This window comes from Corynebacterium sp. AOP40-4SA-5 (assembly GCF_052377355.1).
GTDB lineage: Bacteria > Actinomycetota > Actinomycetes > Mycobacteriales > Mycobacteriaceae > Corynebacterium.
Genome location: NZ_JBQSWS010000011.1, coordinates 31075 through 56888, shown reverse-complemented (window position 1 = coordinate 56888; position 25814 = coordinate 31075). Strand labels below are relative to the sequence as shown.

The following is a 25814-nucleotide window of genomic DNA, read 5'->3' as shown; positions in this document are numbered from 1 at the left end:
GGCGGTGTTCACCAGTGAGACGAAAGGCAGATTGTGGCAGTTACAGGGGCAGACGAGCAGGAACGGGCGCTGCAGCCGGAGACGACGCTGCGCTTCATGGCTGCGCCGACCGACGTCCTCATGCAGGGGGCACGGGGCGTCCACGGCGGTCGTGTCCTGGAGTGGATCGACAAGGGGGCCTACGCCTGCGCCGTCGGCTGGTCCGGCGCGTACTGCGTGACCGCCTACGTGGGGCACATCCACTTCACCCGGCCGATCCCCTCGGGCCACATCGTCGAGGTGCGCTCACGCATCGTCTACACCGGACGCTCCTCGATGCACATCGTCAACGAGGTGCTCTCCGCCGACCCGCGTGAGGGCGTGTTCACCCGCGCCTGCGACTGCCTGGTCATCTTCGTCGCCATGGACGAGAACCGGAAGTCCATGCCCGTGCCGCACTTCGAGCCGGGCTCCGAGGCCGGCCTGCGGGTGCAGGAGGCGGCCCTGTCGCGCGTGCAGCTGCGCAAGGCCATCGAGGAGGAGATGCTCAAGCAGAGCTACTCCTCCGACCCTGCCGCCACCACCGCCCCGCGGATGACGCACCGCTTCATGGCCAAGCCCACCGACGTGAACTGGGGCGGCAACGTCCACGGTGGCACGGCGATGGAGTGGATCGACGAGGCGGCGTCCGCCTGCACCTCGGCCTGGACCGGGGAGCGCACCGTGGCGGTCTACGCCGGCGGTTTCCGCTTCTACCGTCCCGTGCACATCGGCGACCTCGTGGAGGTCGAGGCCCGCGTGATCCGCACGGACGTGCGCAGCATGTCGGTCTCGGTGCACCTGCGCGCCGGCGACCCGCGTGAGGGCACCGGCAACCTCCCCGTCGGCATCCACGCCTCGATGACGTACATCGCCACCGACATCGACGGCAACCCCCTGGCCGCCCGGCAGTTCACCCCCACCACGCCGGAGGACAAGCGACTGTCCCAGCACGCCGCCACGCTGCGCGAACTGCGTACCAAGTACCGGCCCATGCCCCTGGTGGACCCGCTGCGCGACGAGAGCCAGTACCCGATGAACTGATCAGACGAAGTAGTCGACTCCCATGACCTGGTAGTCGCCGTCTATCTCGAGCAGCATCACGTTTCCACGGGTCTCATCGTCTCCGTCCACGACACCCACCACGTTCATGCTGTCTACCTCTTCCCGGGTAAACCCTTCCTCCTCGATGCCCTCATAGAGCTCTTCCGGATCCTCCATGATGTTCAGCTTGAGCTGGTCGATGGTGATCACGGTGTCCCCTGCCCGGAAGTCACTGCCTCCAAAGTAGGAGTCGAGCCCGACGAAGGACTGACCGTCCTCGAGCCCGAAACTGTTCATTACCTCGTCGCGGGACTGGGAGACCGAATTCTCCGTGACCCAGTCGCGCAGGTCCTCCTCGCCCTCCTGCGAGAGCATGTCGTCGACTACCGACTTCGAGGCCTTGTAGGGGTCACCCCCGCCGAACAGGCCCAACGCCCACCCCGCCAGGCCCACGACAACCGCGGTGACCACGGCGGTGATGCCGATCGCCAGGATATTGGACTGCTTGAAGGAGTCCTGGACCTGGTGGCCTGCAGCGGACGCCTTGCCGCCGGCGGTGCGGGCGAACTGGCCCGCGTGCTGTTGGAACTGTCCTGCCCCACCGGACGCTGCGCCGGACGTCGCGCCGGCAGGCGCTGTCGCGTCGCCGGTGTTGAGCGCGGCCAGCTCGCGGAGGGAGACCACGTCGATCTCCGGTGCCGACGGATCGTCGAGCCGCTGGTCGTAGAGGGAGCGCCGGGTCTCGTCGCCGAGGATCGCGCGTGCGGTGGAGAGCTGGTCCTGGAGTCCCGCATCGTCTGCGGGCACCTGCGCCAGTCGACCGTCGAGCTCCGTGCCGAGTTCCGCCGGCGAGGACTGCCGGGAGAGCCCGAGTGACTGGTAGAGGTCATAATGTGCCATGAGTGGTTTCTCTTTCTTCGAGTGGGGCGCGTCGACTAGCGGAAATTGGATGCGTTGATGACGTTGAAGATCTTGAGATCCCCGCCCTGCTCGATGATCGCGACCATTCCCTTGTAGTCGCCCGAGCTGTCCGCGATCCCGACGATCCGGCGTGATTTGGCCTCTTCCTCGGAGAACCCGTCATCGACGAAGGACTCGAAGTCAGCTCCACCACCCAGAACCGCCATGTGCTCCGGATTGATCGAGGTCTGCGCGTGAAGGCCGCCACCTGAGAACAGCGAGTCCATACCGCTGAACGAACTGCTGCGGCCCTCCCCGACGTTCATCGCCTGCATCAGCTCATCCCGGTACTGGTAGGTAGTATTCTCCCGCAACCAGGTACGGAGCTCGTCGGAGTCCGAGTGGTCGAGCATGTCGTCCACCAGCGCGATGGCGTCCGGATCGTCCTGCTGCCCGGAGTCCCCGCCCGTCAACGCGCCGAGTCCCCAGCCGACCAGCAGGACGACCACGGCGGTGACCACCGCGGTGATGCCGATGGCCAGGCCCTTGGACTGGCGGAACGAGTCCTGGACCTGACGGCCGGCGGCACCCGCCTTGTCGCCGGCGTTGCGGGCGAACTGGCCTGCCTGCCCCTGCTGCCCCTGCTCTCCCTGCTGTCCCGCCGGAGGTCCGACGTCGAGCGCAGCGAGCTCCTTCAGCGACGCCACGTCGATGTCCTCGGCGTTCGGGTCGCCGAGCCTCTGGTCGTACAGCGAGCGCCGGGTATCGTTGCCGACGACCGCGCGTGCGGTGGTCAGCTCGTCGAGCGCCGCAGCATCGTCCTGCGGTGTCGCGGCCATCCGGTCGGCGAGAACCCGGTCCAGCTCCCCCGTGGGAGCGCTCCGGTCCAGCCCCAGGGACTGGTAGATGTCATAGTGTGCCATGAGAATTCTTCCCTCGTGAAACGTAGGATGCCATGCTGGCACCCAGTGAAGTCAGTGGAAGGTTATCAACAACACATATAAAAAGAACCCGCCGTGGGGAGATTTCCCCACGGCGGGTCTCAGAACCTGGCGGTGCCGAGCTACTCCACCACGGAGTTCGCTCCCACGGCGTGGCTGAACAGGGACGGCAGCGTGCCCTCCCAGGCAGCCTTCGCCTCGGTGACCGGCAGCGAGAACTCCGCGCCGGCGGTGGTCACGGCGATCGTGGCGTCCTGCGAATCCTCCACGGAGACGCTGGAACCGATGCGGCTGACCGGCACACCGTTGTCGGCGAACACAGCCTCGACCTTGTCCACGGCCGAGGGGTCGGAGGCGTCCACGGCGACGAGCACGCGCGTGGCGGTCTCGGAGAACAGCCCGGTGAACACGTCGGCGACAGCCTCACCGGTGGTCGCGTCGGACGCCAGCGCGGCCAGCGGGTCCACGGAGACAGACGCGCCGGACTGCACCGCGTACTCCACGACCGCCTGGGACAGGCCGCCCTCGGAAAGGTCGTGGGCCGAGGCGACGGCGCCCCGCAACTGACCCATGGCCGTACCGAGCTTCTGCTCGGCACCCAGGTCCACCGTCGGCGGCATTCCGGCCAGGGTGGAGTGGGCGACCTGCTGCCAGATCGAGCCACCGAGTTCGTCGGAGGTCTCCGCGCCGGCGAGCAGCAGCACGTGGTCGCCACCGGTCGGGCGGGTGGGGATGCGGGTGGCGACGTCGTCGATGGTGCCGAGCACGGCGATCACCGGGGTGGGCAGGATCGCCTCGGAACCGGTCTGGTTGTAGAAGCTCACGTTGCCGCCGGTGACCGGCACCGCCAGCTCGGCACAACCGTCGGCCAGGCCGTGGACGGCCTCGCGGAACTGCCACATCACGCCGGCGTCCTCCGGGGAGCCGAAGTTCAGGCAGTTCGACACCGCCACCGGGGTCGCGCCGGTGACCGAGACGTTGCGGAACGCCTCGGCCAAGGCCAGGCGGGCACCGGTGTTCGGGTCGAGCTTGGTGTAGCGACCGGACGCGTCGGTGGCCACGGCGATGCCGCGGCCGGTCTCCTCGTCGATGCGCAGCACTCCGGCGTCGGCGTCCTTCGCGAGCACGGTGTTGCCGCGCACGTAGCGGTCGTACTGCTCGGTGATGAAGGCGCGCGAGCACAGGGCGGGCGACGCCGCCAGGTCCAGCACGGTGCGGCGCAGCTCGTCGACCGAGGTCGGACGGGCCAGGCCGGGCTCGACGGTGAGCGCGTCCTGGAAGTCCGGGCGGGCGACGGGGCGGTCGTAGACCGGGCCCTCGTCGGCCATGGTGGCGGCGTCGGCGTCGACGACGATCTCGCCACGGTGCTCGATGACCAGGTGGTCGCCGTCGGTGACCTCACCGAGGTCGGAGGCGATGACCTCCCACTTCTCGCACACGGCCATGAACGCGTCCACGTTGTCCGGGGTGACCACGGCCATCATGCGTTCCTGCGACTCCGAGGAGAGGATCTCCGCGGCGGTCATGCCCTCGGCACGCAGGTGCACCTTGTCCAGGTTCACGTGCATGCCACCGTCGCCGGCGGCGGCGAGCTCGGCGGTGGCGCAGGACAGGCCCGCGCCGCCGAGGTCCTGGATACCGACGACCACGCCGGCGTTGTACAGGTCGAGGCAGCACTCGATGAGCACCTTCTCGGCGAAGGGGTCGCCGACCTGCACGGCCGGCAGCTTGCGCTCGGCACCCTCCTCGAAGGTGTCGGACGCCAGGACGGACACGCCGCCGATGCCGTCCAGCCCGGTACGCGAGCCGAAGAGGATGACCCGGTTGCCGACGCCGGAGGCGAAGGCGAGCTTCAGGTCGTCACTCTTGAGCGTACCCACGCACAGCGCGTTGACCAGCGGGTTACCCGCGTAGGACGCATCGAAGACCGTCTCGCCGCCGAGGTTGGGCAGCCCCAGGCTGTTGCCGTACCCGCCGACGCCGGCGACGACGCCGGGCAGCACCCGCTGGGTGTCCGGGGCGTCCGCCGCGCCGAAGCGCAGCTGGTCCATCACCGCGACCGGGCGGGCGCCCATGGCCATGATGTCGCGGACGATGCCGCCGACACCGGTGGCCGCGCCCTGGTAGGGCTCCACGTAGGACGGGTGGTTGTGGGACTCGACCTTGAAGGTCACGGCGTTGCCGTCGCCGATGTCGATGACGCCGGCGTTCTCGCCGATGCCGGCGAGCATCTTCGACTTCATCTCCTCGGTGGTGGTCTCACCGAAGTAGCGCAGGTGCGCCTTGGAGGACTTGTAGGAGCAGTGCTCCGACCACATCACCGAATACATCGCCAGCTCGGCGTCGGTGGGACGCCTGCCGAGGATGTCACGGATGCGCTGGTACTCGTCGGGCTTCAGGCCCAGTTCTGCCCACGGCTGGTCCAGGTCCGGGGTGGCGGACGCCTGGGCGACGGTGTCGTTCAAGTCAGTCATGTGCTGTATCTCCTCAGGCTGCCACGGTGCCGACGGCGGACAGGAACATCTCCAGGCCGTCCAACGACGGCCCGGTCAGGGTCTCCACGGCGTGCTCCGGGTGCGGCATCAGGCCCACGACCCGCCCGTCGGCGGAGCTGATCCCGGCGATGCCGTTGACCGAACCATTGTAGTTGTCGGTGTAGCGGAAGACCACCCGGCCCTCCGCCTCGAGCTCGGCGACGGTGTTCGCCGAGGCCTGGAAACGGCCCTCCCCGTGCTTCGACGGGATGATGATGCGCTGCCCGGCGTCCAGCGAAGACGTCCACGCCGTGTCGGCGTTGACGACCTCGAGCTCGGCGTCGGTGCAGTGGAAGTGCAGGCCCTGGTTACGGGTCAGCGCCCCGGGCAGCAGCCCGGACTCGGTGAGGATCTGGAAGCCGTTGCAGATGCCCAGCACCGGCATGCCGGCGGCGGCCTTCTCGACCACCGAGCGCACCACCGGCGCCTGGGCGGCGATCGCCCCGGAACGCAGGTAGTCACCGTAGGAGAACCCGCCGGGGACGACGACGGCATCGACGTCCTTCAGGTCGGCGTCCGCGTGCCACAGCTCCACGGCCTCGGCACCAGCGATGCGCACCGCGCGGGCGGCGTCCACGTCGTCCAGGGTGCCGGGGAAGGTGATGACCCCGATGCGCGCGCTCACTCGGTGACCTCAGCGGATACGACCTCGTAGTCCTCGATCACCGTGTTGGCGAGCAGGGTGGAGGCGATGCGGTCCAACTCCTCGGCGGAGACGGAGCCGTCCACCTCCAGCTCGAAACGCTTGCCCTGACGGACATCCTCGACGCCTGAGACGCCGATGCGTCCCAGGGCACGAACGACGGCCTGTCCCTGGGGATCCAGGATCTCGGCCTTGGGCATGACATTGACTACGACACGTGCCACTGGGTTTCCTCTTGTTTCCTTGCTGCTAGCTGTAGGTGGGGAACAAGGCACCACCATACCGGGTGGCCCGGACATCGCGAACCGGCGGGCGCGGGGTCCCCCTCGGAACAGCAGGTCAGGAAACCTGATCAGTCCAGCAGCTCCGTGGCACCCATCCGGTCGAGCTCCCAGGCGGTCTCGAAGGCGGACTGGTGCCACTTCTCGTAGCGCCCCGACACTCCCCCGTGACCGGAGGTCATGTCGGTCTTCAGCAGGAAGTCACCGGTTTCGCCGTCGACCTCGCCGGCGACCTCGCGCAGCTTCGCGATCCACTTCGTGGGCTCGACGTAGAGCACGCGGGTGTCGTTGAGCCCGCTGATCGCCAGGATCGGCGGGTAGGCCTGCGCGGTCACGTTCTCGTACGGCGAGTAGGTCGCCATGTAGTCGTACACCTGCGGATCGTGGTACGGGTCGCCCCACTCCTCCCACTCCGTGACCGTCAACGGCAGTTCCGGCATGAGGATGCTGGTCAGGGGGTCGACGAAGGGGACCACGGCCTCGATACCGGCGAAGCGGTCCGGTGCCATGTTCGCCACCGCGCCCATCAGCAGCCCACCGGCGGACCCGCCCTCGGCGACCATCTGCTGCGGCGTGGTGATGCCGGCGGCGATGAGATCGTCCGCCACCGCGATGAAGTCGGTGAAGGTGTTGGTCTTGTTCAGCTCCTTGCCCTGCTCGTACCAGGTGCGTCCCATCTCCCCGCCCCCGCGGACGTGGGCGACGGCGTAGACCACGCCGCGGTCGAGCATCGACAGGCGGAACACCGAGAAGTACGGGTCCATGCTGGCCTCGTAGGAGCCGTAGCCGTACAGCAGCACCGGGTTGCCCGTGTCGAGGGAGACGTCGGTGCGGTGCACCAGGGAGACGGGGATGCGCGCCCCGTCCGGGGCATCCACCCAGCGGCGCGTGGCGGTGTAGCGGGAGCGGTCGAAGTCGCCGAGCACCGTCTGCTCGCGGCGCAGCGTGCGCTCACCGGTGCGCAGGTCGATCTCCCACACCTGCGCCGGGGTGACGTAACTGGTGTAACTGATGCGCAGCACCGGCGACTCCCACTCGGAGTTGCCGACGGTGCCGGCGGAGTAGATCTCCTCGTCGAACCCGATGGGCTCGAAGGTGCCCCAGCCGCCGGCGGCGTCGGAGACGTCCATCAGCGCCAGCTTCTCGATGGCGTTCTCGCGGGTGGCGAGCACGAGGTGGTCGGCGAAGCAGTCCACTCCCTCGACGCGCACGTCGTCGCGGTGGGCGACGACAACCTCGTAGGACGCCCCGTCGAAGCTGTCGATGGTCCCCAGCGGGTGGTGTCCGACCTCGCCGTTGGGCAGACCCTCGAGCTCCTCACGCACGACCAGCCAGGCGTCCTCGCCGCCGACGACCACGTGGTCGACGTCGTACTGCACGTCCTTCTCGCGGGGACGGATGCAGGTCAGCTCGCCCTCGGGGTCGCCCGTGGCCTCCGAGACGTCGAGGTACCACGTCTCCGAGGTGGTCTTCGAGGCGGTGGAGACCAGCAGGAAGCGCTCCGAACGGGTCACGCCGACACCGGTCCAGTACGCCTCGTCGTCCTCGCGGAAGACGCACACGTCCTCGCTCTCGGGGGTGCCGATACGGTGACGCCAGATCTCGTGGGGACGCCAGGCGTCGTCCACGCGCTGGTAGAAGAGGTGGTCGTCGCCCACCCACGTCGCGCCGTAGGCGACGCCCTCCAGGACGTCGTCCAGCAGGACGCCGTTGACCAGGTCCTTCACCCGCAGGGTGAAGCGCTCGTCGCCGACGGTGTCCGTGGAGTACGCCAGCAGCGTGCCGTCGAGCGTGATGCTCGCCGCGCCGAGGCTGAAGAACTCCTCGCCCTCGGCCAGGACGTTGCAGTCCAGCAGGACCTCCTCGCGGGCGGCGGGTTCCCCCGCCACGATCTCCGGCGGCGTCCACGCCGCGTCCGCGTCGGTGGTGTCCACCGGGATGCGGCACATCGTGGCGTAGCTCTTGCCCTCCTCCGTACGCGAGAAGTACCACCACTGCCCCGACCGCACCGGGACGGAGAGGTCGGTCTCCTGGATCCGCGACTTCACCTCCTCGAAGACCGCGTCCTCCAGGGGCTTGAGGTGGGCGGTACGGGCGTCGGTGTACGCGTTCTCGGCGGTGAGGTGCGCCAGGACCTCGGAATTGTCCTTGTCGCGCAGCCACTCGTAGTCGTCGACGACATCACGGCCGTGGAAGCTACGGGTGACGGGCTTCTTCTTGGCTACCGGTGGGTTCACATCCATGGGACACGATGGTAGACGCCCCACCCGACGCCGTTCACTCAGCGGTCGGTGCAGGTGCCGATCCAGTCGGCGAAGCGCTCCCCCGAGATGCGCTCGTAGGCGTCCACGTAGCGTTCGCGGGTGGCCTCGATGACCGGGCCGGGCAGCTCCGGCGGCGGGGTGCCGGCGTTGCGGTCCCACCCGGACTTCGGCCCGGTGAGCCAGTTGCGCACGTACTGCTTGTCGAAGCTGGGCTGGACCTTGCCCTCCTCGTAGGTGTCCGCCGGCCAGTAGCGCGAGGAGTCGGGTGTGAGGACCTCGTCACCGAGCACCAGGTTGCCCGCGGCGTCCAGACCGAACTCGAACTTCGTGTCCGCCAGGATGATGCCGTGCTCCGCGGCGATGCCGGACGCCTGGGTGTAGATCTCGATCGAGGCGTCGCGCAGCTCCTCGGCGCGCTCGCGTCCGAGGCTCTCCACGACGACGTCGAAGGAGACGTTCTCGTCGTGGTCGCCGAGCTCCGCCTTCGTCGCGGGGGTGAAGATCGGCTCGGGGAGCTTCGACGCCTCGGTCAGCCCCTCGGGCAGTTCCACTCCGCAGACCGTGCCGTTGTCCTTGTATTCAGCCAGGCCTGAACCGGTGAGGTAGCCACGGACCACACACTCGAAGGGCAGCATCTCCAGCTTGCGGCAGACCTGGGCGCGGCCCAGGGACTTCTGCGGGATGCGCTCGTCGTCGGCGGCGCCGGCGAGGTGGTTCGGGAAGTCGATCCGTCCGAAGAAGAAGTCGCTCATCGCGGTGAGGACCCGGCCCTTGTCCGGGATGGGGGTGTCCAGCACGAAGTCGAAGGCGGAGATCCGGTCGGTGGCCACCATGAGCAGGGTGTCCTCGTCGATCTCGTAGATCTCACGGACCTTCCCCGCGGAGAAGTGGGTGTAGTCGGACAAGTCAGGTCGCATGGCCTGCAGAGTCTAGCCCCCGTCCCCGTCAATCTCCACGCGCCCCCGTGGCGCCCGCGGCGGGGTGGGTCCGGAGGTGACAAATTTTTGTTTCACCATGCGAGACGCCACAGTTTCACTAGAATTCATTTCTTGACGTTTCCTGTACACCTCACGAAAGTGCCATCCATGAGAATCCGACCCCGTCGGGCACTGGCGGCGACCCTCACCGGGCTCGCTTTAGTGCTCACCACGACGGCGTGTGTGCCGGACCGGGACGACATCCCGTCCGACTACATCACGTTCTTCGGCGGCGAACCACAGAATCCGCTGCTCACGACCAACACCAACGAGAACAACGGCGGTGAGGTGCTACGCATGATGTACACCGGCCTCGTCGCCTACAGCCCGGAAGGCGAACCCTACAACGCCGTGGCCGAGGAGATCGACCCCAACGAGGACTCCTCCAGCTTCCACGTGACCCTGAAGGACGGCTGGGAGTTCTCCAACGGTGAACCCGTCACCGCCGCCAGTTTCATCGACGCCTGGAACTTCGGCGCGGACTCCTCCAACGCCCAGCTGGGCGCGGACTTCTTCTCAGCCATCGAGGGCTACGACGAGCTTGCCGCGGAAGGCTCCAGCACCACGGAGATGTCCGGGCTCACCGAGGTCAACGACCACGAGTTCACCATCGACCTCTCCGCACCGGACGCCTCCTTCCCCACCCAGCTCGGCTACATCGCCTTCGCCCCGCTGCCGCAGGTGGCCTTCGAGGACATGGACGCCTTCGGCAACCACCCCATCGGCAACGGGCCCTACGAGTTCGACGGGGACGGCGCCTGGCAGCACAACGTGTCCATCACCCTGAAGGCCAACGAGACCTACGCCGGGGAGAACAAGGCGAAGAACCCCGGCATCGCCTTCAAGCACTACTCCGACGTGGCCACCGCCTACGCCGACCTGCAGTCCGGCGACCTGGACCACATGCGTGAGAACGTCGGTCCCCGGGCGATGCCCAGCTACCGGGCGGACTTCCCGGACAGCAACGACGACGCGCCCTACGCCGCCATCCAGAACTTCACCATCCCCGAGTACCTCCCCGGTTTCCAGACCGACGAGGAGGGCCGGCTGCGGCGTGCGGCGATCTCCATGGCGATCGACCGGGATCTGATCATCGAGAAGCTCTTCTTCGACGGCCGCCAGGTTGCCGAGGACTTCGGTGCCCCGACCCTGGAGGGCGGCATCGCCGACATCCCCGGCAAGGAGGTCCTGACCTACCAGCCGGAGAAGGCGAGGGAACTCTGGGAGCAGGCCAACGAGATCAACCCCTACAGCGGCGACACCTTCCAGATCGCCTACAACGCCGACCGCGGCCACCAGCAGTGGGTCGAGGGCGTGACCAACAGCATCCGGCAGGTGCTGGGCATCAAGGCGTCCGGCAAGGCCTACCCCACCTTCCAGGCCCAGCGCGACGCGATCGTGAACCGCACCGTCGGCACCGCTTTCCGTGCCGGCTGGAACGCCGACTACCCGTCGATCTCGTCCTTCCTCGTCTCGAACTACCGCACCGGTGGCAGCTCGAACGACGGCGACTACTCCGACCCGGAGTTCGACGACCTGCTGGCCAAGGCGTCCGCCTCCCCGGACTCCACCGCGGCCCAGCCCTACTACGACCAGGCGCAGGCCGTCCTCATGCAGGACCTCCCCCAGATCCCGCTCTGGTACTACTCCGCGACCACGGCGTGGAACCCTGACCTGCACGGCGTGCAGACGAACTGGCAGGGAATGCCCGTCTACACCGACATCACGAAGGACGGTGAGTGACCGTGTGGTGGTACCTCGGTAAACGCCTGCTCCAGCTCATCCCCGTCTTCTTCGGGGCCACGTTCCTCATCTACGCGATGGTCTTCCTCATGCCGGGCGACCCGGTGCTCGCGCTGGCCGGCGACAAGGCCGCCGAACCGGCCGTCCTCGACCAGATCCGCGCCGACTACAACCTGGACAAGCCCTTCCTGGTCCAGTACTTCCTCTTCATCGGCGGCTTCTTCACCGGTGACATGGGCACCACGTTCTCCGGACGTGCCGTCACCGAGGTCCTCGCCGAGACCTTCCCGATCACCATCCGGCTGGCACTGATGGCCCTGGTCATCGAGGCGGTCATGGGCATCGTCTTCGGCCTGATCGCCGGACTGCGCAAGGGCTCCTGGTTCGACTCGACCCTGCTGGTCGTGTCCCTGTTCATCATCGCCGTGCCGACCTTCGTCATCGGCTTCGTCGGACAGTTCCTCTTCGGCATCAAGTGGGGCGTGGTCCCACCGACCGTGGGTTCGGACGGCTCGTTCAGCCGTCTGCTGCTGCCGGCGATCGTGCTGGGCATGGTGTCCTTCGCCTACGTCCTGCGGTTGACCCGCTCCGAGGTGGCGCAGAACCTGCGCGCCGACTTCGTGCGCACCGCCTCGGCCCGCGGGCTCTCCCGCGGCGTCGTCGTGCGTGACCACGTCCTGCGCAACTCGCTGGTCCCCGTCGTGACCTTCCTCGGAGCCGACCTCGCCGTCCTGATGGGCGGGGCGATCGTCACCGAGGGCATCTTCAACATCCACGGTGTCGGCGGACTGATCTTCCAGTCCGTCAGCATCGGTGAGGCCCCCACCGTGGTCAGTGTCGTGACGATCCTGGTGGTCATCTTCGTGGTGGCCAACCTGATCATCGACCTGCTCTACGCCCTGCTCGACCCGAGGATCCGATATGCCTGACATCCACAACCGCAATGAACGCTGGGTCGCCGAGGTCGCCACGGAGGACGTCCTGACCCGGGACCAGCTCCTCCCGGAGGACGCCCCGGCGGGCTTCTGGGGCACGGCCTGGCGCAACCTGAGGCGCCGTCCGATGTTCTGGATCTCCACGGTGATCATCCTCGCCGTCCTGCTCGTCACCGTCTTCCCCGGGCTGTTCACCTCCACCGACCCGATGACCGCCAACCTCGAGGACTCCCTCGAACCCGCGCGTGAGGGGCACCCCTTCGGCTTCACCCAGCAGGGCTACGACGTCTTCGCCCGCACCATCTACGGTGCCCAGGCGTCCGTGGTCACCGGCCTGGTGACCACCCTCATCGTCGCCCTTCTCGGCGTGGTGGTCGGCGCCCTCGCCGGCTACTTCGGCGGCTGGATCGACGCCGTGCTGTCGCGCCTGACCGACATCTTCTTCGCCGTGCCGCTGCTGCTCGCCGCCATCGTGCTGATGCAGCTCTTCGAGGTGCGCAACGTGTGGACCGTGGTGCTGGTGCTCTCCGCCTTCGGTTGGCCGCAGATGGCCCGCATGGTCCGCGGCGCGGTGCTGCAGGCCAAGAACAACGAGTACGTGCAGGCGTCCCGCGCCCTGGGCCTGACCCGCGGCGCGATCCTCGTGCGCCACATCCTGCCGAACTGCCTCGCCCCGATCATCGTGATGATGACCACCAACCTGGGCATCTACATCGTCGCCGAGGCGACGTTGTCCTACCTCGGCGTCGGCCTGCCGCCGGACACCGTGTCCTGGGGCAACGACATCTCGACCGCGCAGGACGTCCTGCGTCTGTCCCCGGAGATCCTGTTCTACCCGGCCGGTGCCCTCGCGATCACCGTCCTCGGTTTCATCCTGCTGGGCGACACCCTCAAAGACGCCCTCGACCCGAAGGAGCGCACCCGATGAGCGACCAACCCCTGCTGTCCATGCGCGGTGTCGACATCGCCTTCGGCAGCACCAAGGACCCGAAACCCACCGTCTTCGGCTTCGACCTGGACATCTTCCCCGGTGAGACCGTGGCCGTGGTCGGCGCGTCCGGCTCCGGCAAGTCCACCAGCGCCATGAGCATCATGGGCCTGATGCCCGGAGACGGGCACGTCACCGCCGGCACCATCACCTTCGAGGGCGAGGACATCACCCACGCCAGCCCGAAACGCTTCACCGAACTGCGCGGCGACCACATCGGCCTGGTCCCCCAGGACCCGATGAGCAACCTCAACCCGGTGTGGACCATCGGCCACCACGTCAAGGAGGCGCTGAAGGCCAATAACATCGCCACCGGTTCCGCCGCGCACACCCGCGCCGTGGAGCTGCTCGGCGAGGCCGGGCTGGACGACGCCGAACGGCGCATCAGCCAGTACCCGCACCAGTACTCCGGCGGCATGCGCCAGCGCGCGCTGATCGCCTGCGGTCTGGCGGCGCGTCCGTCCCTGCTGATCGCAGACGAGCCCACGTCCGCCCTGGACGTGACCGTGCAGCGCCAGATCCTCGACCACCTGCAGGGTCTGACCGAGGAGCTCGGCACCGCCGTGCTGCTGATCACCCACGACCTGGGCCTGGCCGCCGAGCGTGCCGACCGCATCGTGGTGATGAGCCAGGGCCACGTGGTGGAGTCCGGTCCGGCACTGGAGATCCTGCAGGACCCGCACCACCCCTACACCCGCAAGCTCGTCGCCGCGGCACCGTCGATCGGTGCGCGCCGCAGCGAGGTGCAGGTCGCCGAGCCGTCCGACGCCAGAGGCGGCGCAGACGGCGCCGATGCGTCCGGAACGAAGGACGAGAACCCGCTGATCACCGTCGACAAGCTCAGCAAGGTCTTCCAGGTGCCCGGCGACAAGCCGTGGCGCAAGGAGGACTTCACCGCCGCGGACGACATCAACTTCTTCCTGCGCCGCGGACGCACCCTGGCGCTGGTCGGTGAGTCCGGCTCCGGCAAGTCCACCGTGGCCCAGATGGTGCTCGGGCTGCTCAAGCCCACCTCCGGCACCGTCACCTTCGACGGCACGGACGTCACCGACCTGGACCGCAGGTCCGAACTGGAGTTCCGGCGCCGTGTCCAGCCGGTGTTCCAGAACCCCTACGGTTCGGTCGACCCGATGTACTCGGTGTTCAACACCATCGCCGAGCCGCTGAAGATCCACGGTGTGGGGTCGAAGAAGGACCGCGAGAAGCGCGTGCGCGAACTCCTCGACCTGGTGGCGATGCCGCAGTCGATGATGTCGCGGTTCCCCGGCGAACTCTCCGGCGGTCAGCGCCAGCGCGTGGCCATCGCCCGCGCCATGGCGTTGGGCCCGGAGGCCCTGATCCTCGACGAGGCGGTCAGCGCCCTGGACGTGCTGGTGCAGTCGCAGGTCCTGGACCTGCTCAACCAGCTGCAGCGCGACATGGGCCTGACCTACCTGTTCATCACCCACGACCTCGCGGTGGTCAAGCAGATCGCCGACGAGACGCTGGTGATGCAGCACGGCAGGATCGTGGAGCGCGGCGAGACCGACGACCTCTTCGACCACCCGCAGGAGGAGTACACCCGTCGGCTGCTCGACTCGATCCCCGGTGGGTCGATCCCCCTGCACCAGGGGTGATCTGAAACCCCCTGAAGCGCTCTGAAACCCCTCGCGGTTGTTGGTCCAGGGAGCCTGGACCGACAATCCCGTGGGGTTTCGTGTCGCTAGGCTGGAGGCCATGGTCTACTACCCGCAGCGTCCCGCCCCGCTGCCCGTGCGTCGGATCGAGGAGCTCGGGATCAACCCCGCCCCGAGGAACGCCTGGCCGGCGGACATCCCGGCGGTACGTGAGGTACTGGACAACGGACTGGACCTGCCGCAGCTCACCGTCCTGGTGGGCGAGAACGGTTCCGGTAAATCCACCCTGGTCGAGGCCATCGCCGAGGCGTACGGCCTCAACCCGGAGGGCGGCACGCACAACTCGATGCACCACACGCAGCGCACCGAGTCCGGGCTCGCGGAGAACATGAAGCTCATCCGTGAGGGCGGCGCACCGAAGAACGGGGTCTTCCTGCGCGCCGAGACGATGCACGGCCACCTGGCCTATCTCGACGGCATCTCCCTAGACTCGGGACGCCCGGACCAGTTCAACTTCCAGAGCCACGGGGAGTCCTTCGTAGAGTTCGTCACCGAACGCGCGGGGATGCGGGGACTCTGGGTCTTCGACGAGGCGGAATCCGCGCTCTCCTTCAACGGGTGCCTGCTGCTCCTGGCCCAGATCGCCGACCTGCTCGAACGCGGTTCCCAGGTGATCATGGCGACCCACTCGCCGCTGCTGGCGTCCGCCCCCGGGGCGATGATCCTCGAACTCGACGAGACCGGCCTGCACCGCCGCGACTACGACGATCTGGCGCTGGTGCAGAGCTGGCGCCGGTTCCTCGGCGACCCGGACAGCTACCTACGCCACCTCTCCTGATCCGCCCCCTCCCCCCGCCACCGCCGGTATCCGGTGAGGTACCGGACAACGCCGGGGGTGGCGGAGGAACGCACGCGGAGCACCCTTTCCGAAACAGAACATTTACCCCGGACTCCGATGGCATAGTGGACGCGGAAACGATGTGTCGGCAGTCACAGCACGCCCTGGGTCGGTCGGCACGTCTCACACCGAGAGCCTCTAGGAGCCCCACCCCGTGGAGAAGCACACCGTCCGCGTCCACCCTTCCGCTGAAGAGTTCCCGAAGAAGGAGCACCTGGCCTGGAAGGTCGCCGAAGTCGCGGCCGACCCGGTGGCCGTCCCGCAGGACTCCGCCGACATGGCGGTCAACCGCATCATCGACAACGCCTCCGTCGCCGTGGCCTCCGTGCTGCGTCGCCCGCCGTCGACCGCGCGCTCCCAGGCGCTGAGCCACCCCTACTCCCCCGGCTCCACCGTCTTCGGCGTGCCCGGCACCTACTCCCCGGAGTGGGCGGCCCTGGCCAACGGCACCGCGGTGCGTGAGCTGGACTTCCACGACACCTTCCTCGCCGCGGAGTACTCCCACCCGGGGGACAACATCCCGCCGATCCTGGCCACGGCCCAGCACAAGGGCCTGTCCGGTGCGGAGCTGGTGCGCGGCATCGTCACCGGCTACGAGATCCAGGTCGACCTGGTCAAGGGCATCTGCCTGCACGAGCACAAGATCGACCACGTCGCCCACCTCGGCCCGTCCGTGGCCGCGGGTATCGGCACGCTGCTGAAGCTCGACACCGAGACGATCTACCAGGCCATCGGCCAGGCGCTGCACACCACCACCGCCACCCGTCAGTCCCGCAAGGGCCTGATCAGCTCCTGGAAGGCCTTCGCCCCGGCCTTCGCCGGCAAGATGGCCATCGAGTCCGTCGACCGTGCGATGCGCGGCGAGGGTGCCCCGTCCCCCATCTGGGAGGGCGAGGACGGCTTCATCGCCTGGATGCTGGACGGCAAGGACGCCGACTACACCGTGCCGCTGCCCGGCGCCGGCGAGGAGAAGCGCGGCATCCTGGACACCTACACCAAGCAGCACTCCGCGGAGTACCAGTCCCAGGCGCCGATCGACCTGGCCCGCCGCATGGGCGCGCAGCTGCGCGAGCAGGGCGTGGACCCGTCGCAGGTCGAGTCCATCGTCCTGCACACCAGCCACCACACCCACTACGTGATCGGCACCGGTGCGAACGACCCGCAGAAGTTCGACCCGGACGCTTCCCGCGAGACCCTCGACCACTCGGTGATGTACATCTTCGCCGTGGCGCTGGAGGACGGCGACTGGCACCACGAGCACAGCTACTCCCCGGAGCGCGCGCGCCGCGCCGAGACCATCGAGCTGTGGAACAAGATCTCCACCGTGGAGGACCCGGAGTGGACGCGCCGCTACCACTCCACCGACCCGGCCGAGAAGGCCTTCGGTGCGAAGGCCGTGATCACCCTGAAGGACGGCAGCGTCCTGGAGGACGAGCTGGCCGTCGCCGACGCCCACCCGCTGGGTGCTCACCCGTTCACCCGTGAGCAGTACATCGGCAAGTTCCGCACCCTGGCCGAGGGCCTGGTCGACGAGAAGGAGCAGGACCGCTTCCTCGAGGCCGCGACGAACACCCTGGAGCTCGGCGCCGGTGACCTCAACCAGCTCACCGTCACCTTCTCCGAGGACGTGCTCGCCCGCGCGCCGAAGATCACCGAGGGGCTGTTCTAGGTGCCGGGCCTGTTCTCGAGCAACGTCACCCCCACCGAGCGTCGGGAGAAGTTCCGGGCGGGGCTGACGTCCGGCACGATCCAGCGCATCCCCGGGGCGTTCTCCCCGCTGGTGGCCCGTGCGATCCAGGAAGCCGGCCTCGACGGCGTGTACGTCTCCGGCGCGGTCGTCGCCGCTGACCTGGCGCTGCCGGACATCGGCCTGACGACGCTGACCGAGGTCGCCGGACGCTCCCGCCAGATCGCCCGCTCCACCGACCTGCCCGTCCTGGTGGACGCCGACACCGGCTTCGGCGAGCCGATGTCCGCCGCCCGCACCGTCAGCGAGCTGGAGGACGCCGGCGTCGCCGGCTGCCACCTGGAGGACCAGGTCAACCCCAAGCGCTGCGGTCACCTCGACGGCAAGGAGGTCGTGCCGACCGAACTGATGCTGCGCCGGATCACCGCCGCGGTCAACGAGCGTCGCGACGACTCCTTCGTGATCTGTGCGCGGACCGACGCCGCCGGTGTCGAGGGCATCGACTCCGCCATCGAGCGGGCGAAGGCCTACGCCGACGCCGGTGCCGACCTCATCTTCACCGAGGCGCTGCACACCCCGGCGGACTTCGAGAAGTTCCGCGCCGCGGTCGACACCCCCCTGCTGGCGAACATGACCGAGTTCGGCAAGACCGAGCTGCTCAGCGCACAGACGTTGCAGGACATCGGCTACAACGCGGTGATCTACCCGGTCACCACGCTGCGCATCGCGATGGGGCAGGTCGAGGCCGCCCTGTCCGACATCGCCGAGACCGGCACCCAGGCCGACTGGGTCGACCGGATGCAGCACCGCTCCCGCCTGTACGAACTGCTGCGCTACGAGGAGTACAACGCCTTCGACAACGACGTGTTCACCTACACCCGTCCCGACGAGGCCTGACACCACCCCACCACCGCACCACCCGAAAGGACTTTCCCGATGAGCGAGAAGAACGCAGACACCACCCAGGAGATCCGCAAGGGCCTCAACGGTGTGGTCGTCGACTACACCGCCGTGTCCAAGGTCGTCCCGGAGACCAACTCCCTGACGTACCGCGGCTACCCCGTCCAGGAGCTCGTGGAGCACTGCAGCTTCGAGGACGTCGCCTACCTGCTGTGGAACAAGGAGCTGCCGACCTGGCGCGAGTACCAGGAGTTCGGGCAGCGCGAGCGCGCCCTGCGTCCGGTCACCCGTGGCCTGCTGGACCTCATCGCCTCCCTGCCGAAGACCGCCCACCCCATGGACGTCGTCCGCACGGCGGTGAGCTGGCTGGGCACGCAGGACGTGACCAACGAGGACAACAGTTCCGACACGGTGCGCCGCACCGGGGTGAGCCTGCTGGCGAAGCTGCCGGCGATCATCGCCTACGACATGCGCCGGCGTCGCGGCCTGGAGTTCATCCCGCCGTCGCGGACCCGTGGGATCGCGTCGAACTTCCTGTACATGTGCTTCGGCGACGGGCCGGACTCCCCGGCCAACAACATGGACGACGTCAAGGCGTTCGACCAGTCGCTGATCCTGTACGCGGAGCACTCCTTCAACGCCTCCACCTTCACCGGACGGGTGATCACCTCCACCACCGCGGACGTCTACTCCGCGGTCACCGGTGCCATCGGCGCGCTCAAGGGCGCGCTGCACGGTGGGGCGAACGAGGCCGTGATGCACAACTTCCTCGAGGTCGACGACCCCGCGGAGGCCGAGGCGTGGGTGCTGGACAAGGCCGACAACAAGCAGAAGATCATGGGCTTCGGCCACCGCGTGTACAAGAAGGGTGACTCGCGTGTGCCGTCGATGGAGGCTGCGATGCGCCGCACCGCCGCGAACCACGACGGTGACAAGTGGGTCCAGATGTACGACAACATGCAGGCCGCGATGGAGAAGCGCACCGGCATCCTGCCGAACCTGGACTTCCCCGCCGGGCCGACCTACTACATGCTCGGCATCGACATCCCGTTCTTCACGCCCATCTTCGTGATGGCCCGGGTCGTCGGCTGGACCGCCCACATCGTGGAGCAGAACGAGTCCAACGCCCTGATCCGTCCGCTCAGTGCCTACGACGGCGAACAGCAGCGCTCGGTCGAGGAGAACATCCGCGCCTGACCTGCTCTCCGCCTCCCGCACGCGCCCGCGCCGACGGTCCCCACCGTCGCCGCGGGCGCGTCGCGTACTCCCCCTGCCCTCTCGACAGTGGCGTAGATCACCAGTATTCTTTAGGTCTGGTCTGACCACACAGTACCGACTTGCCCCACCAGCCCCCTTCGGAAAGGACGCCTCACATGGCCGACTCCACGACCCTCGCCGACGCCAGCCCGCACTCGTTCTCCAAGATCCTCGTCGCCAACCGCGGCGAGATCGCGGTGCGTGCCTTCCGCGCCGCATTCGAGACCGGCGCCACCACCGTGGCGGTCTACCCCCGCGAGGACCGGAACTCCTTCCACCGCTCCTTCGCCTCCGAAGCGGTGCGCATCGGCACCGACGACTCACCGGTCAAGGCCTACCTCAACATCGACGAAGTCATCCGCGCCGCCCTCGACACCGGCGCCGACGCGATCTACCCCGGCTACGGTTTCCTCTCCGAGAACGCCACCCTCGCCCGCCGCGCCGCCGAGGCCGGCCTGACCTTCATCGGCCCGGACCCCGAGACCCTCGACCTCACCGGCGACAAGTCCGCCGCCGTGGAGGCCGCCGAGAAGGCCGGCCTGCCGATCCTCGACGACTCCGCACCCAGCGCCGACATCGACGAACTCGTCTCCTTCGCCGAGGGCCGCACCTACCCGCTGTTCGTCAAGGCCGTCGCCGGCGGTGGAGGACGCGGCATGCGCTTCGTCGGCTCCCCCGACGAGCTCGCCGACCGCGCCGCCGAGGCCTCACGCGAGGCCGAGGCCGCCTTCGGCGACGCCCGGGTCTACATCGAACGCGCCGTGATCAACCCGCAGCACATCGAGGTCCAGATCCTCGGCGACGGCACCGGCAACGTGGTGCACCTCTACGAGCGTGACTGCTCGCTGCAGCGTCGCCACCAGAAGGTCGTCGAGATCGCCCCGGCCCAGCACCTGGACCCGGCGCTGCGCGAGAAGATCTGCGCCGACGCCGTACGTTTCTGCGAGTCGATCAACTACCGCGGTGCCGGCACCGTGGAGTTCCTCGTCGACGAGGCCGGCAACCACGTGTTCATCGAGATGAACCCGCGCATCCAGGTCGAGCACACCGTCACCGAGGAAGTCACCCAGATCGACCTGGTCAAGTCCCAGATCCAGATCGCCGCCGGCGCGACCCTGGAAGACCTGGGCCTGCGCCAGGAGGACATCGTCACCCGCGGGGCGGCACTGCAGTGCCGCATCACCACCGAGGACCCGTCCAACGGTTTCCGGCCCGACACCGGCACCATCACCGCCTACCGCTCCCCGGGCGGCGCCGGGGTGCGCCTCGACGGCGCGGCCTCACTGGGCGGCGAGATCTCCGCGCACTTCGACTCGATGCTGGTGAAGATGACCTGCCGCGGAGCCGACTTCGCCCAGGCCGTGGCACGCGCCCAGCGCGCCCTGGCGGAGTTCACCGTCTCCGGGGTGGCCACCAACATCGGCTTCCTGCGCGCGCTGCTGCGTGAGGACGACTTCCGCCACCACCGCATCGCCACGTCCTTCATCGCCGAGCACCCGCACCTGCTCACCGCCCCGCCGGCCGACGACGAGGCCGGACGCCTCCTGGACTACCTCGCCGACGTCACCGTGAACCAGCCCAACGGGCCGCGTCCGACCGAGGTCGTGCCCCGCCGCAAGCTGCCCGAACTCACCACCGCCACCGGCAACGGCAACGACTCTGAGATCGCCCTGCCGACCGGCTCGCGCGACCGGCTGCTCGAGCTCGGCCCCACCGGCTTCGCCCGCCAGCTGCGCGACGCCGACGCCCTGGGTGTCACCGACACCACCTTCCGCGACGCCCACCAGTCGCTGCTGGCCACCCGGGTGCGCACCAACCCGCTGGTCGACGCCGCCGAGGCCGTCGCCCAGCTGACCCCCGAACTGCTCAGTGTGGAGGCCTGGGGCGGGGCCACCTTCGACGTGGCGATGCAGTTCCTGCACGAGGACCCCTGGGAACGCCTCGACAAGCTGCGCGCCGCGATGCCCAACACCAACATCCAGATGCTGCTGCGCGGGCGCAACACCGTGGGCTACACCCCCTACCCGGACTCGGTGTGCCGCTCCTTCGTCGCCGAGGCCGCCGCTGGCGGGGTGGACATCTTCCGCATCTTCGACGCGCTCAACGACATCGACCAGATGCGCACCGCCATCGACGCGGTCCTGGACACGGACACCGCCGTCGCCGAGGTCGCCATGGCCTACTCCGGTGACCTCGCCGACCCGTCCGAGGACCTCTACACCCTGGACTACTACCTGCGCCTGGCCGAGAAGATCGTGGACTCCGGCGCACACGTGCTGGCGATCAAGGACATGGCCGGGCTGCTGCGCCCCACCGCCGCGCACACCCTGGTCACCGCGCTGCGCAAGAACTTCGACCTGCCGGTGCACCTCCACACCCACGACACCGCCGGTGGCCAGCTGGCGACCTACCTCGCCGCCGCCCACGCCGGCGTCGACGCCGTCGACGGTGCCGCCGCCTCCATGGCCGGCACCACCTCACAGCCCTCCCTGTCGGCGATCGTCGCGGCGATGGCCCACTCCCCGCGCGACACCGGCATCTCGCTGGACGCGGTGAACTCGCTGGAGCCCTACTGGGAAGCCGTGCGCGCGGTCTACGCCCCCTTCGAGTCCGGACTCGCCGGCCCGACCGGACGGGTGTACACCCACGAGATCCCCGGCGGTCAGCTGTCCAACCTGCGCACCCAGGCAACCGCGCTGGGCCTGGGCGATCGCTTCGAACTCATCGAGGACGCCTACGCCGAGGTCAACGACCTGCTCGGCCGGCCCACCAAGGTCACCCCCTCGTCCAAGGTCGTCGGCGACCTGGCCCTGCACCTCGTCGGTGCCGGGGTGTCGGTGGCCGACTTCGCCGCCGACCCGCAGCGCTACGACATCCCCGCCTCCGTGATCGCCTTCCTGCGCGGCGAGCTGGGCACCCCGCCCGGCGGGTGGCCCGAACCGCTGCGTACCCGCGCGCTGGAGGGACGCGGCGACACCGCCTCACGCACCGTCGAGGTGCCCGACGACGAGGCCGCACTGCTCGACGCCGGGACGTCCGACCAGCGCCGTGGCGCGCTGAGCCGCCTGCTGTTCACCAAGGAGGCCAAGGGCTTCGCCGAGCACAAGCGCACCTTCGGTGACGTGTCGATCCTCACCGACCGCCAGTTCCTCTACGGCCTCGTCGAGGGCGAGGAGACCGTGGTGCGCATCAACAACAATCCGCCGATGGTGGTGCGCCTCGACGCCGTCGGCGAGCCCGACGACAAGGGCATGCGCCAGGTGGTGTGCACCGTCAACGGGCAGATCCGTCCGATGCGGGTGCGTGACCGCTCGGTGGAGTCGGTCACCGCCGCCGCGGAGAAGGCCGACCCGAGCGTCGACGGCCACGTCGCCGCACCCTTCGCCGGTGTGGTCACCGTCAACGCCTCCGTCGGCGACTCGGTGGAGGCCGGCGACGCGGTCGCGGTGATCGAGGCGATGAAGATGGAGGCCACGATCACCGCCCCGGTGGCCGGCAAGGTCACCCGCGTGGTGATGAGCCAGCCGACGAAGGTCGAGGGCGGCGACCTCCTCGTCACCGTGGAGTAGGACCCCTGGTCCCGTCCACGACGCGCTTCATCACCATGGTGGAGTTCAACCGCTCGACACCCGGGAGGGTGCCGAGCACCGCGTCGTAGAGCTCCTGGTAGCCGGCGAGGTCCCGGGTGAGCGTACGCAGGATGAAGTCGGTCTCCCCGAACAACCGTTCCACGGAGACGATGGCCGGTTCGCGCGCGACGGCCTCCTCGAAGGCGGCGACCGTGGCCTGGTCCGTCCGCCCCATCGTCACCATGACCAGCGCCTCGAAGGTCAGTCCGAGGGCTTCCGGGTCGACCGCGGCGTGGTAGCCGCGGATCACCCCGCTGCCCTCCAGGTCGCGCAGGCGACGGTGGCAGGTCGACACACTCAACCGCGCCTGCTCGGCGAGGTCGGTGACGCTCATCCTCCCGTCCTGCTGAAGCAATGAGATAATTTTTCGGTCTACGGCATCCATGCCGAAGATTATCCCACAGCAGCGCGGTTGAACGCCGAAACTTCGAAACACATTTCAGCCGACCTGCAATAAGCTTTCACCACATGGAAGCCTCACTAGTCCTGCAGTTCGCCGCCACCGCCGCCCTCCTGACGATGATGCCCGGTGCGGACTGGGCCTACGTCATCAGCGCCGGCCCCCGCGGTAAGTCGGTGGCCCCGCCCGTACTCGGGCTCGCCAGCGGCTACGTCCTGCTCGTCGCCGTCGTCGCCGTGGGCGTCGGCGCGCTGGTGTCCTCGCATCCGGACGTCCTCAGCGTGCTCACCCTCGTCGGCGCCTGCTACATCACCTACCTGGGTGTGAGCACGCTGCTGAGCCTGCGCGCCGGCGGCAGCGCAGTGACGGACGCCCCGGGCGGGGCGTCCCCCGCGTCCTCCGCCGGTACCACCGACCTGAGCCTGTACCTGCGCGGCATGGGAGTCAGCGGCATCAACCCGAAGGCGATGATGCTGCTGCTCGCCCTCCTGCCCCAGTACCTCACGCCGGACGGATGGAATTCCGCGGCACAGACCGGGCTGCTCGGGAGCATCTTCATCGCCGAGGTGCTGGTGGTCTACTTCATCGTGGCGGTCTTCGCACGCAGCGTGCTCACCGGGCGGCCCCGCCTGAACACCGTGGTGACGGCGTTCTCCGGGATCCTGCTCACCGGCTTCGGGGCGTGGCTGCTGCTCGACGTTCTCGCGCTCTAGAGGATCTCGTCCGGCCGGTACGCCGCGGCGGTCGGGTGGGCCGACACCAGCGCGTTGACCCGGGCAAGAACGCGGGCGACCTGGTCCTCGGCCGCGCCGATGAAGGCGTGCCGGTCGGCGAGCGCAGCGTCCAACGCGTCCTCGTCCAACGGCAGACGCGCATCGGCGGCGAGACGCTGGACCAGATCCTGGTCTCCACCGTTCTCGCGCATGTTCAGCGCCACGGCCACCGCGTTCTCCTTGATGACCTCGTGGGCGGTCTCGCGACCCACGCCGGCACGGACGGCGGCCATGAGGATGCGGGTCGTGGCCAGGAACGGCAGGTAACGCTCCAGCTCACGGTCGATCATCGCGGGGAAGGCGCCGAACTCGTCGAGGACGGTGAGGAAGGTCTCGCACATGCCGTCGAAGGCGAAGAAGGCGTCCGGCAGAGCCACGCGGCGCACCACCGAGCAGAACACGTCGCCCTCGTTCCACTGCGAGCCGGCGAGGTCGGAGGCCATCGTCATGTAGCCGCGCAGGATAATCTGCAGGCCGCCGACTCGCTCACACGAGCGCGCGTTCATCTTGTGCGGCATCGCCGAGGATCCGACCTGCCCCTCCTTGAAGCCCTCCGTGACGGTCTCGTTGCCGGCCATCAGACGGATCGTCATCGACAGCGACGACATCGAGGCACCCAGCTCCACCAGGGCGGAGAGGGCGTCGAAGTCGAGGGAGCGGGGGTAGACCTGGCCGACGGAGTCGAAGATGCGGGCGAAGCCGAGCTCGTCGGCGATGGTGCGTTCCAGGGCCGCCAGCTTGGCGGCGTCCCCGCCGAGCAGGTCGAGCATGTCCTGGCTGGTGCCCATCGGGCCCTTCACGCCGCGCAGCGGGTAACGGTCCAGCAGGTTCTCGATGCGCTCGATGCCGACCATGAGCTCGTCGGCGGCGGAGGCGAAGCGCTTGCCCAGCGTGGTGGCCTGCGCCGCGACGTTGTGCGAGCGTCCGGCCATGACCAGGGACTTGTAGGCGCCTGCGTGACGTCCGATCTGCGCGAGCACGGCGATGGCCTTGTCGCGGGCGATGGTCAGCGACCGGTGGATCTGCAGCTGTTCGACGTTCTCGGTGAGGTCCCGGCTGGTCATGCCCTTGTGGATGTCCTCGTGCCCGGCCAGGGCGTTGAACTCCTCGATGCGTGCCTTCACGTCGTGGCGGGTGACCTTCTCCCGCTCGGCGATGGACGCCAGGTCGATGGTGCCGATGACCCGCTCGTAGTCGGCGATCGCCGCACCGTCGATGTCGACACCGAGGTTCTTCTGCGCCTTCATCACCGCGATCCACAGGCGGCGTTCCATGAGGATCTTGTCCTCCGGGCTCCAGATGCCGGTGAGTTCAGCGGAGGCGTAGCGGTTCGCCAGGACATTCGAGATCTTCTTTTTGTCAGCCACGGCAACCAGTATCCCACAC

The 25814-nt window shown here is 68.4% G+C and carries 20 protein-coding genes; 11 read left to right on the top strand and 9 right to left on the bottom strand.

Features of this window, described 5'->3' with window-relative positions; translation table 11 throughout:
* The first annotated feature begins 96 nt into the window (after positions 1-96).
* The gene (locus tag ACT3S3_RS08515; RefSeq protein WP_301443714.1) at positions 97-1062 is read left to right on the top strand and encodes an acyl-CoA thioesterase; all 966 of its coding nucleotides are present in this window, start codon (positions 97-99) and stop codon (positions 1060-1062) included.
* Here ACT3S3_RS08515 and ACT3S3_RS08510 read toward each other — a convergent pair whose 3' ends face one another.
* From ACT3S3_RS08510 to ACT3S3_RS08480, 7 genes are all read right to left on the bottom strand, one after another.
* Positions 1063-1962 (bottom strand): hypothetical protein, encoded by a 900-nt coding sequence (locus ACT3S3_RS08510; RefSeq protein ID WP_301443712.1) that lies wholly within the window; start codon positions 1960-1962, stop codon positions 1063-1065. It lies immediately after the preceding gene.
* Between the two features lie 35 nt (positions 1963-1997).
* Complete coding sequence (locus ACT3S3_RS08505; protein WP_301443711.1) at positions 1998-2885, bottom strand: hypothetical protein; 888 nt, start codon at positions 2883-2885, stop codon at positions 1998-2000.
* Between the two features lie 140 nt (positions 2886-3025).
* Entirely contained in the window at positions 3026-5377 is a 2352-nt protein-coding gene (gene purL / locus ACT3S3_RS08500) for a phosphoribosylformylglycinamidine synthase subunit PurL (protein WP_441588207.1), read from the bottom strand.
* Between the two features lie 13 nt (positions 5378-5390).
* Complete coding sequence (gene purQ, locus ACT3S3_RS08495) at positions 5391-6062, bottom strand: phosphoribosylformylglycinamidine synthase subunit PurQ (RefSeq protein WP_301443774.1); 672 nt, start codon at positions 6060-6062, stop codon at positions 5391-5393.
* The gene (purS, locus tag ACT3S3_RS08490) at positions 6059-6304 is read right to left on the bottom strand and encodes a phosphoribosylformylglycinamidine synthase subunit PurS (RefSeq protein ID WP_301443773.1); all 246 of its coding nucleotides are present in this window, start codon (positions 6302-6304) and stop codon (positions 6059-6061) included. Before purS ends, purQ begins: the two co-directional genes overlap by 4 nt.
* Before the next feature lie 128 nt (positions 6305-6432).
* On the bottom strand, positions 6433-8604 hold the full coding sequence (locus ACT3S3_RS08485) for a S9 family peptidase (protein WP_301443772.1): 2172 nt from the start codon (positions 8602-8604) through the stop codon (positions 6433-6435).
* 38 nt (positions 8605-8642) lie between these two features.
* A complete protein-coding gene (locus tag ACT3S3_RS08480) occupies positions 8643-9542 on the bottom strand; it encodes a phosphoribosylaminoimidazolesuccinocarboxamide synthase (RefSeq protein WP_441579870.1) in 900 nt (299 codons plus the stop codon).
* A gap of 168 nt (positions 9543-9710) precedes the next feature.
* Here ACT3S3_RS08480 and ACT3S3_RS08475 point away from each other — a divergent pair, with 168 nt between their 5' ends.
* The 9 genes from ACT3S3_RS08475 (at position 9711) to ACT3S3_RS08435 (ending at position 23195) form a co-directional block, all read left to right on the top strand.
* Positions 9711-11345: a peptide ABC transporter substrate-binding protein gene (locus ACT3S3_RS08475; RefSeq protein ID WP_444626679.1), complete on the top strand. Its 1635-nt coding sequence runs from the start codon at positions 9711-9713 to the stop codon at positions 11343-11345.
* A gap of 2 nt (positions 11346-11347) precedes the next feature.
* Entirely contained in the window at positions 11348-12274 is a 927-nt protein-coding gene (locus ACT3S3_RS08470; protein WP_301442978.1) for an ABC transporter permease, read from the top strand.
* Positions 12267-13208 (top strand): ABC transporter permease, encoded by a 942-nt coding sequence (locus ACT3S3_RS08465; protein WP_301442975.1) that lies wholly within the window; start codon positions 12267-12269, stop codon positions 13206-13208. The genes ACT3S3_RS08470 and ACT3S3_RS08465 overlap by 8 nt, the downstream gene beginning before the upstream one ends.
* On the top strand, positions 13205-14884 hold the full coding sequence (locus tag ACT3S3_RS08460; protein ID WP_444626677.1) for a dipeptide ABC transporter ATP-binding protein: 1680 nt from the start codon (positions 13205-13207) through the stop codon (positions 14882-14884). The genes ACT3S3_RS08465 and ACT3S3_RS08460 overlap by 4 nt, the downstream gene beginning before the upstream one ends.
* A 100-nt stretch (positions 14885-14984) precedes the next feature.
* The gene (locus ACT3S3_RS08455) at positions 14985-15722 is read left to right on the top strand and encodes an AAA family ATPase (RefSeq protein WP_301442973.1); all 738 of its coding nucleotides are present in this window, start codon (positions 14985-14987) and stop codon (positions 15720-15722) included.
* Between the two features lie 214 nt (positions 15723-15936).
* On the top strand, positions 15937-17451 hold the full coding sequence (prpD, locus tag ACT3S3_RS08450) for a 2-methylcitrate dehydratase PrpD (RefSeq protein ID WP_301442972.1): 1515 nt from the start codon (positions 15937-15939) through the stop codon (positions 17449-17451).
* On the top strand, positions 17452-18366 hold the full coding sequence (prpB, locus tag ACT3S3_RS08445; RefSeq protein ID WP_301442971.1) for a methylisocitrate lyase: 915 nt from the start codon (positions 17452-17454) through the stop codon (positions 18364-18366).
* 39 nt (positions 18367-18405) lie between these two features.
* Positions 18406-19566, top strand: coding sequence for a bifunctional 2-methylcitrate synthase/citrate synthase (locus ACT3S3_RS08440; protein WP_301442970.1), 1161 nt, complete (start codon positions 18406-18408; stop codon positions 19564-19566).
* A gap of 176 nt (positions 19567-19742) precedes the next feature.
* Complete coding sequence (locus tag ACT3S3_RS08435) at positions 19743-23195, top strand: pyruvate carboxylase (RefSeq protein ID WP_301442141.1); 3453 nt, start codon at positions 19743-19745, stop codon at positions 23193-23195.
* Here ACT3S3_RS08435 and ACT3S3_RS08430 read toward each other — a convergent pair.
* A complete protein-coding gene (locus ACT3S3_RS08430; protein ID WP_301442140.1) occupies positions 23182-23640 on the bottom strand; it encodes an Lrp/AsnC family transcriptional regulator in 459 nt (152 codons plus the stop codon). The two genes, ACT3S3_RS08435 and ACT3S3_RS08430, sit on opposite strands and share 14 nt — an antisense overlap.
* An 83-nt stretch (positions 23641-23723) precedes the next feature.
* Here ACT3S3_RS08430 and ACT3S3_RS08425 point away from each other — a divergent pair, with 83 nt between their 5' ends.
* On the top strand, positions 23724-24368 hold the full coding sequence (locus ACT3S3_RS08425) for a LysE family translocator (RefSeq protein ID WP_301442139.1): 645 nt from the start codon (positions 23724-23726) through the stop codon (positions 24366-24368).
* Here ACT3S3_RS08425 and purB read toward each other — a convergent pair.
* Positions 24365-25795: an adenylosuccinate lyase gene (purB, locus tag ACT3S3_RS08420; protein WP_301442138.1), complete on the bottom strand. Its 1431-nt coding sequence runs from the start codon at positions 25793-25795 to the stop codon at positions 24365-24367. The genes ACT3S3_RS08425 and purB overlap by 4 nt on opposite strands.
* Positions 25796-25814: the final 19 nt, after the last annotated feature.

Coding starts and splice junctions, on each gene's coding strand:
- ACT3S3_RS08480 (WP_441579870.1), bottom strand. CDS start 9,542: ATGCGACCTGACTTGTCCGACTACACCCACTTCTCCGCGGGGAAGGTC.
- ACT3S3_RS08435 (WP_301442141.1), top strand. CDS start 19,743: ATGGCCGACTCCACGACCCTCGCCGACGCCAGCCCGCACTCGTTCTCC.
- ACT3S3_RS08485 (WP_301443772.1), bottom strand. CDS start 8,604: ATGGATGTGAACCCACCGGTAGCCAAGAAGAAGCCCGTCACCCGTAGC.
- ACT3S3_RS08460 (WP_444626677.1), top strand. CDS start 13,205: ATGAGCGACCAACCCCTGCTGTCCATGCGCGGTGTCGACATCGCCTTC.
- purL (WP_441588207.1), bottom strand. CDS start 5,377: ATGACTGACTTGAACGACACCGTCGCCCAGGCGTCCGCCACCCCGGAC.
- ACT3S3_RS08425 (WP_301442139.1), top strand. CDS start 23,724: ATGGAAGCCTCACTAGTCCTGCAGTTCGCCGCCACCGCCGCCCTCCTG.
- ACT3S3_RS08430 (WP_301442140.1), bottom strand. CDS start 23,640: ATGGATGCCGTAGACCGAAAAATTATCTCATTGCTTCAGCAGGACGGG.
- ACT3S3_RS08475 (WP_444626679.1), top strand. CDS start 9,711: ATGAGAATCCGACCCCGTCGGGCACTGGCGGCGACCCTCACCGGGCTC.
- ACT3S3_RS08440 (WP_301442970.1), top strand. CDS start 18,406: ATGAGCGAGAAGAACGCAGACACCACCCAGGAGATCCGCAAGGGCCTC.
- ACT3S3_RS08505 (WP_301443711.1), bottom strand. CDS start 2,885: ATGGCACACTATGACATCTACCAGTCCCTGGGGCTGGACCGGAGCGCT.
- ACT3S3_RS08455 (WP_301442973.1), top strand. CDS start 14,985: ATGGTCTACTACCCGCAGCGTCCCGCCCCGCTGCCCGTGCGTCGGATC.
- ACT3S3_RS08465 (WP_301442975.1), top strand. CDS start 12,267: ATGCCTGACATCCACAACCGCAATGAACGCTGGGTCGCCGAGGTCGCC.
- ACT3S3_RS08510 (WP_301443712.1), bottom strand. CDS start 1,962: ATGGCACATTATGACCTCTACCAGTCACTCGGGCTCTCCCGGCAGTCC.
- ACT3S3_RS08515 (WP_301443714.1), top strand. CDS start 97: ATGGCTGCGCCGACCGACGTCCTCATGCAGGGGGCACGGGGCGTCCAC.